Annotated in this window: 6 protein-coding genes; 1 reads left to right on the forward strand and 5 read right to left on the reverse strand. The window is 41.0% G+C overall.

Features of this window, described 5'->3' with window-relative positions; genetic code table 11:
* Nucleotides 1-556 precede the first annotated feature (556 nt).
* The gene (locus FD28_RS02075) at nucleotides 557-1,564 is read right to left on the reverse strand and encodes a hypothetical protein (protein ID WP_057732110.1); all 1,008 of its coding nucleotides are present in this window, start codon (nucleotides 1,562-1,564) and stop codon (nucleotides 557-559) included.
* A gap of 341 nt (nucleotides 1,565-1,905) precedes the next feature.
* A complete protein-coding gene (locus FD28_RS02085) occupies nucleotides 1,906-3,081 on the reverse strand; it encodes an IS256 family transposase (protein WP_057732114.1) in 1,176 nt (391 codons plus the stop codon).
* Nucleotides 3,082-3,208: 127 nt separating this feature from the next.
* On the opposite strand from FD28_RS02085, the gene FD28_RS02090 reads away from it, so the two are divergent.
* The gene (locus FD28_RS02090) at nucleotides 3,209-3,616 is read left to right on the forward strand and encodes a hypothetical protein (RefSeq protein ID WP_057732116.1); all 408 of its coding nucleotides are present in this window, start codon (nucleotides 3,209-3,211) and stop codon (nucleotides 3,614-3,616) included.
* A gap of 78 nt (nucleotides 3,617-3,694) precedes the next feature.
* Here the strand turns inward: FD28_RS02090 and FD28_RS02095 are convergent, their stop codons facing one another.
* The 3 genes from FD28_RS02095 to FD28_RS02105 form a co-directional block, all read right to left on the reverse strand.
* The gene (locus tag FD28_RS02095) at nucleotides 3,695-5,044 is read right to left on the reverse strand and encodes a dihydrolipoyl dehydrogenase family protein (protein ID WP_042254611.1); all 1,350 of its coding nucleotides are present in this window, start codon (nucleotides 5,042-5,044) and stop codon (nucleotides 3,695-3,697) included.
* A gap of 65 nt (nucleotides 5,045-5,109) precedes the next feature.
* Nucleotides 5,110-5,547, reverse strand: a complete 438-nt coding sequence (locus FD28_RS02100; RefSeq protein WP_003644413.1) for a MarR family winged helix-turn-helix transcriptional regulator — start codon at nucleotides 5,545-5,547, stop codon at nucleotides 5,110-5,112.
* A 261-nt stretch (nucleotides 5,548-5,808) separates the two neighbouring features.
* Nucleotides 5,809-6,489 carry an IS6-like element ISS1N family transposase gene (locus FD28_RS02105; protein ID WP_057732118.1) on the reverse strand — a complete coding sequence of 227 codons (681 nt, stop codon included), beginning with the start codon at nucleotides 6,487-6,489 and terminating at the stop codon, nucleotides 5,809-5,811.
* Between the last annotated feature and the right edge of the window lie 129 nt (nucleotides 6,490-6,618).

Below are 6,618 nucleotides of genomic sequence, written 5' to 3' on the forward strand. Positions count from 1 at the left end.
TCAGGTTATGCTGACAAATTTGTCCAAAAATTCGGATTAAATTTGCAATCTACCATATCTCTATTTTTTCATTTCTTTTTTCTGTACTTATCAAGGTAGATGAAACTCGCAATTCCGAAAATCGAATAGACAATTACAAAGAATTTTGGTATCCCAACAATGTAAAAAACAGTAAATAACGCAAAGTAGATTATCGAAAAAATAGTATCAATTCTCATAGTACTCCTTTATTCCACCAAGTTATCCCTGTGAATGTTTTTTGATACATACGTTTACCGTTTGAATAATATATCATTAAAATCAGTTTTTTGTGCCCCAAAGACTTGCACAGCATCACAAATTGCTAGTACGGGCTTTAAAGCCTGCCGATTGTTCAGTTGGCCACGATATCAGACGTTCAACCTGGATACAATCTAATCAAACATTTCTGCCTAGTTTTATCGTCAAACAAAAGTAAATTGCAAATTTATCACCTGAAAAATGAACCCCGCCCGCAAGCAAACGAAGTTCCAAATAAACGCTTGATCAACACTAATTGAAAAAAGACTACCAAGTTTTAAAAATTGGGATATTCACCATTATGATCCATGACATATTTAAAATAATCTGGAATTCTAAATTCGCTGTTGTTCCCCATCTGTTCGACCCTCATATTTTTATTAAAAGTGTCTCCAACTTTTAGGGTACGCGTTAAATTACCATTGAATTCCAGAAAGTCATCTGGATTACTAGCAAAATAAACTTGTGTAGAGTTAGACGTATTATCGTAATCTAAGCTGCTGATCTGATCGTGTACGTGAATAACATCACCTACTACATAGGATTTCATAGAATAAACGCTATGACCATTATCTGTGAATTGATCGTATAATTGTGCTACTGTCAATTGACTTGAGGTCGGAGTAGACACAACACCTGAACCCCAAGATGGCCGTATTAAGTCCCCATACGGCGAATCATCAAAAGTTTGTCCACCATTAATCTGTGAATCACTTTGACTTATGTCAGAAGTACTTTGAGCTTGATCATCAGTGGATTCAACTAAAGAATTAGTTTTATATATGCTATTGGCAGAATCGTATCTATATGCAACATAAGGTGCAAGCTTGAACTTTTTATTTGATACAAATTGTACCTTGTAGGTTCCCTTTAATCCGAATTTAAATCCACGATATACCCCTGGATTAATTGAAGTATTAACGGTGTAATGTCCCTTAGGGTTTATCACCAAAAGTGAATACTTTTTAAGCATCATACTAATCGGGTCGGAATTTGCAAATAGAGCAAGAGAATGCTTAGTTGATAATGATTTAACATTATACATTGCACTTGCACCATATTTTGAACCATTTAGCGTAATAGTACCTGGTGTAGAAGTTACTCCATACTTTCCCTTAGAAATACTGGCTTTAACGTTATATACCTTATTACTAGCCTTCTGCACAACTTTCCATGCAATACTAGCCCATGGTACTTTAGCTGCTTTTATAGACTCTGGAGATACTATATCTTGAACACTCATAATTGAAATACCTATTGCTATTAAGAAATATTTTTTCTTCAAAGAAATTATCTCCTTATGTTTTTAAACTGTACTGTTAACGCATATGCTATGATAAGAGCTGCCAGAATTAAGAAAATAGTTATTATAATCGATATACCATTATCGACAAATAAAATATTGGACAATTTCCCAGCAATGTATAACATAAATACACAGTTTATTATAAGCTGTATGTCCCAAATGACTTTCTGCTTCAAAAAAATCGCCTCCCATCCAATTGGTCAAATTACGGTCTATCCAATCGGTTTAAACTCTAGCATTCTTCAAAGAAAGTCACAATAGGGTAGCGTCAAGAATCTTGTGTAAATGAAATGCCTTCGTACATATAATATGTATCTAACTTAAATAAATGATGCTTCCAAGGTGTCCTGGAGTCCTTGGAACCCTCGGTGGATCCGCTTCAGAGACTTCTCGTTATAAACATTAAACTGAGAAACCAGGAAGCGATCCAGTGAATCTTCCGTTGGAAATTGTTCTTTGTGGTGGGTGGTGCGCTTGAGATGCTTATTAAAGTTCTCAATCAGGTTAGTGGAGTATAGTGATTGCCGGATAGCTGATGGAAAGTCCATGAAAGTGAGTAAATTCGGCATTTTAAGCAGATCTTTGATTAATTTGGGATAGGTCTGATGCCAGTTGTTGGCGAACTCATTCAGTTTCAGTTCATCTGCTTCACGGTTGGCGGCCCGATGAACTTGTTTAAAGTCACTGATCACGGCCTTGCGGTCTTTTACGCGAACTTTGTTCATCAGATTCCGCCCAACATGAACCAGGCAACGTTGTCGTTTGGCTTTAGGGAAATGCCGATTCAAGCCTTCATCCAAACCAACTAACCCATCGGCCACAAACAACAGCACATCTTTAACGCCCTGCTTGATCAAGGTTCCCAGCAGTTCAGTCCAGATTCCAGTCGATTCCGTTGGCGCCACTTGGTAGTTCAGAACTTCTTTCGTACCATCTGGACGAATGCCAATCGCAATATGAACGGCTTCTTTTTGAACGGTATCCCGCTTTAACGGCAAGTAAGTGGCATCTAAGAAGATGGCCGCATATTGTGAAGCCAGTCGACGTTGCTGGAAAGCTTGAACCTGTTCATTGACGGCTTTAGTCATGTTGGAAACCGTGGCTTTGGAGTAGTGAGCACCGTACATTTTCTCAATGAGTTCGGCAATTTCAGCAGTGGTAATTCCCTTGGTATACAACTGAATGACCGTTGTTTCTAAATTATCACTGTGCCGACCGTAGGCTGGCAAGGTATGATTTTCAAACCGGCCATTGCGATCTCGAGGAATGGTTAAGTTAAGTTGGCCGTACTTCGTATCAAACGAGCGCTCATAACTGCCATTGCGGTTATTACCAGTGTTAATCCCAGCGTATGAGTAGCGTTCGTAACCCAAAAACTCTGCCAATTCGGTTTGAAGCAGCTGGTTAATCGCAATTTCGAGGTGGTGACGAAAAACTTCGTCCAAATCTTGCTTTTGGGCTAGTGCAGCGATAATTTCTGTGGTAAGTTCATTCATGGGGAATGCCTCCTGTGATGTTTTCTGTGGTTACTAAATATCATAAGGGAAGGCATTCCCTATTTCTATACAATTCAGCAATCTTTTATGCATTTACACAAGATATTTTACGCTCTCGCGTAGACTGATGAAAAAGATAACTTGGGGATTACTCGCACTGTTGATTGGCCAACCAATCATCGTTTATATTGGGCAAGCAGCCCTTTTAACGACGATACCAAATCACTATGGTTTATTGGGGACAATCGCTTATACGAGCGATCCGTACCATTATTTGGCAATGTTTGAAAGTAGGCTCATTCCGGCCCTATTGCTTGCGATTATCCCGCTAAATCGGTATGCGACACCCTTTGTATGGTCAATGATTCTGAAAGGCACACTCAGTTGGTGGCTCTTTGGGATGAATTGGTTCATTTTGATCAGTTTATTTGTTCAGGCCAGTTGGTTAAGCTGGGGCGTCTTCATTTGGACGCTCGGTGGGGCCATTATCCTGCTTGTCAAATTATTAGGGGCCCTAGGCAGGAACTATCGGTGAGTTAGTCTCGAACGGCAAAAAGATACTGTGTAGGCGTCGCCTACACAGTATCTTTAAATTGGTCAGTTGGTTTAATAACTAGTCATGGTGTAAAAGTGGTGTCAACATATCAATGATACCCACTGAAGCACTCGGAAAGGCAAAAATCTTCTGACTTAACGTGTTGGCTGAGACGTGATCAGTAATAATCATGGTCAGTAAGTTAATCAAGTCTGGCGCGCCATTACCATAGATGGAAGCGCCAACAAGGTAATTCTCTTGGTCAAAGATCAGTTGTAGATCAGCATCGACCTCGTTTTGATACTGAAAGGCTAACAGTTTACCGTATGGCAGTGCTTGAACGTGAAAGTGTTCAGTATCAAGCTTGGCGGCTTCGACAGGGATACCGACTTGTGCGATTCTTGGTAACGTAAAGACGACCGATGGAATGACCGGATAATCAATCGCGGCCGTACTTCCAAGCAATTGGCCGGCAATGTAGTTAGACTCAAAGGTCGCGGTCGGTGTTAACTTCGGCAAAGTCTTGCTGATGACATCACCGCTAGCGTAAATGTTGGGAATATTTGTCCGCAAATGGTCGTCGACGACAATGCCGTGCCGATCGGTCTTAATGCCAACTTTCGTTAACCCTAAGTGTTCGATGTTTGGAATCCGACCAGTGGCTGCGATGATGTCATCACTCTCAATGGTCAGGCCGTTCTTAGTGGTTGCCAATAATCCCGTGGCGCTTTTAGTCACTTGGCTAAGGGCTTCACCAAAGTGGAAGTGTACCCCGGCTGCCTGTAAATGTGCAATCATTTTTTCAACGTGCTCTGAATAAAATGCAGGTAGTGCCCGGTCGGCAAACTCAATAATATGCACTTCAGATCCTAGTAACACAGCCATGTTGGCAAATTCTAACGAGATAATTCCGGCACCAATCAAGGTCAACCGCTTGGGCATGGTTGGTAGGTCAAGAAAATCACGACTATCATGCATTAGATCAGCGCCCGGAATAGCTAATTTGGCTGGGCGCTGTCCGGTCCCGACAACGATGGTATCCGCCGTATACGTGCTGCCGGCCACTTTAACAGTGTGCGTATCAGTCAGTTCGCCATGTCCTGTAATAATCTTAATTCCTAATTGCTTGAATACGGCCGTCATTTGTACCGATAAGGGTTGAATGACTTGCTGCTTATATGCCATCAACTGTGACCAATCGATACTGGGCGTTGTGTTGACACCAATCCCCTGGTATTGTTTGAGCTGTTCGGTCAGCTCGAAGGGGCCGTCTAACAGAATCTTAGCATCACAACCAAAGTTAGTGCATGTCCCGGCGATTGTATCCTCTTCAATGATTGCTACCTTTTGTTGCGCACGTGCAAGGGTTACTGCAGCGTGCCACGTCGCGTGACCGCTACCGATAAAAATTGTGTCATAATCTGCCATTAAAGATTCCTCCTAAATTTATAATTCAGTCGCGCACGATTTAAACAGCCAATAAAAAGGTCCATCTAGGCCAAATCTTGTGATAATGCGGTAATGATCTTCTGGTTCAAGGCCAAAGCCTGCTGATATTCATCGATGGTCAGATGGTAGCGACTGATACAAGTTGCAATCGCGGCTTCGATTGGTGCTTGTTGTTGCTTGCCTTGAGTTGTGAGATGAATAACCAATTGACGCCGATCCGTTGCTGGGCGCTCCCGTTGCAACCACCCGGCGTCTTCCATACGCCGCAAAAGTGGTGTCAGAGTGTTGCTACTTAAACGCAGAACTTGACCCAATTCGTGTAGTGACTGGTCGTCGCGTTCCCACAATGCCATTAGTACGAGATATTGTGCGTAAGTCAGCTTGAATGGCGTTAATGTTTCGACATAAAATTTGTTAAATAACCGATTGGCATTGTATATGCTAAAACAAAGTTGATTTGCTAGGTCAATTTCTAGTGTCATGCAGATGCCCCCTTTCAATCGTGTGCGATTGATTAATAGTATAAGCCCCTTTCTTAACAAAAACAAGGAGTAGTTCGATTTTTAATGGCACAGCCACGAACTTCGGACAATTTTTAATTTTCAAGAACAAGCTGCTTGGGTGGTGTCGTCAATTAGGCAGCGACTTCCGATCTAGTCCTGAGTCAGCGACTTAATCATGAGTAAATCGGTTCTGTTGCGAAGTTTGAAAATCAAACGCGCCCTCTCTGAACTCCAAATATCTTAGGCTGTTATTCCCATTAATACCTTGATTTCAGTAGACACCGAAAAGCCGAAGAGCGTTCCATTTCTTCGGTTCTTTTTATATATTCCTCGAATGGTCTCCATGCCCTTAATCGTGGAAGAGGCTGTACGGAGACTTTGATAAAATTTATTTCGTCGTTTAATAGGTCGATGGTCTTGTTCTATTAAATTGTTAAGATACTTCACAGTTCGGTGCTCTGTCTTAGTATATAAACCCACACTCTGTAACTTTCTAAAGGCGGAGCCAAGAGAAGGTGCTTTATCGGTCACAATTGCTTTCGGCTCACCAAACTGTTTATGGAGTCGTTTTAAGAAAGCATAGGCTGCTTGCGTATCCCGTTTCTTTCGTAACCAGATATCTAAGGTTAAGCCGTCCGCATCAATTGCACGATAAAGATAATGCCAACGTCCCTTAATTTTGATATAGGTTTCGTCCATTTTCCATGAATAGAAGGATTGTCTATTTTTCTTCTTCCAAAGATAATAGAGGACTTTGCTGTACTCTTGCACCCAAAGATAAATCGTAGTATGACAAACATTTATTCCACGATCATATAACAATTCCTGAACTTCACGATAGCTTAGATTGTAACGCAGGTAGTAACCAACAGCGACAATAATGACGTCTTTTTTGAATTGTTTGCCTTTAAAATGATTCATTACTCTGTCCTCTCTGTCTTTTTTCTCAATTTTACACTAAAATAGATTTTTGGGAAAACTTTGCAACAGAACCAATTTTTTGTTATGTTTACTGAATTTGAAATTAAAGGTGAAGCTGAAGAACCTTAT

Source organism: Levilactobacillus hammesii DSM 16381, assembly GCF_001434395.1.
GTDB lineage: Bacteria > Bacillota > Bacilli > Lactobacillales > Lactobacillaceae > Levilactobacillus > Levilactobacillus hammesii.

Bases quoted from the DNA above. Each gene is read 5' to 3' on its own strand.
- FD28_RS02095 (WP_042254611.1), bottom strand. From the start codon at position 5,044: ATGGCAGATTATGACACAATTTTTATCGGTAGCGGTCACGCGACGTGG.
- FD28_RS02090 (WP_057732116.1), top strand. From the start codon at position 3,209: ATGAAAAAGATAACTTGGGGATTACTCGCACTGTTGATTGGCCAACCA.
- FD28_RS02100 (WP_003644413.1), bottom strand. From the start codon at position 5,547: ATGACACTAGAAATTGACCTAGCAAATCAACTTTGTTTTAGCATATAC.
- FD28_RS02085 (WP_057732114.1), bottom strand. From the start codon at position 3,081: ATGAATGAACTTACCACAGAAATTATCGCTGCACTAGCCCAAAAGCAA.
- FD28_RS02105 (WP_057732118.1), bottom strand. From the start codon at position 6,489: ATGAATCATTTTAAAGGCAAACAATTCAAAAAAGACGTCATTATTGTC.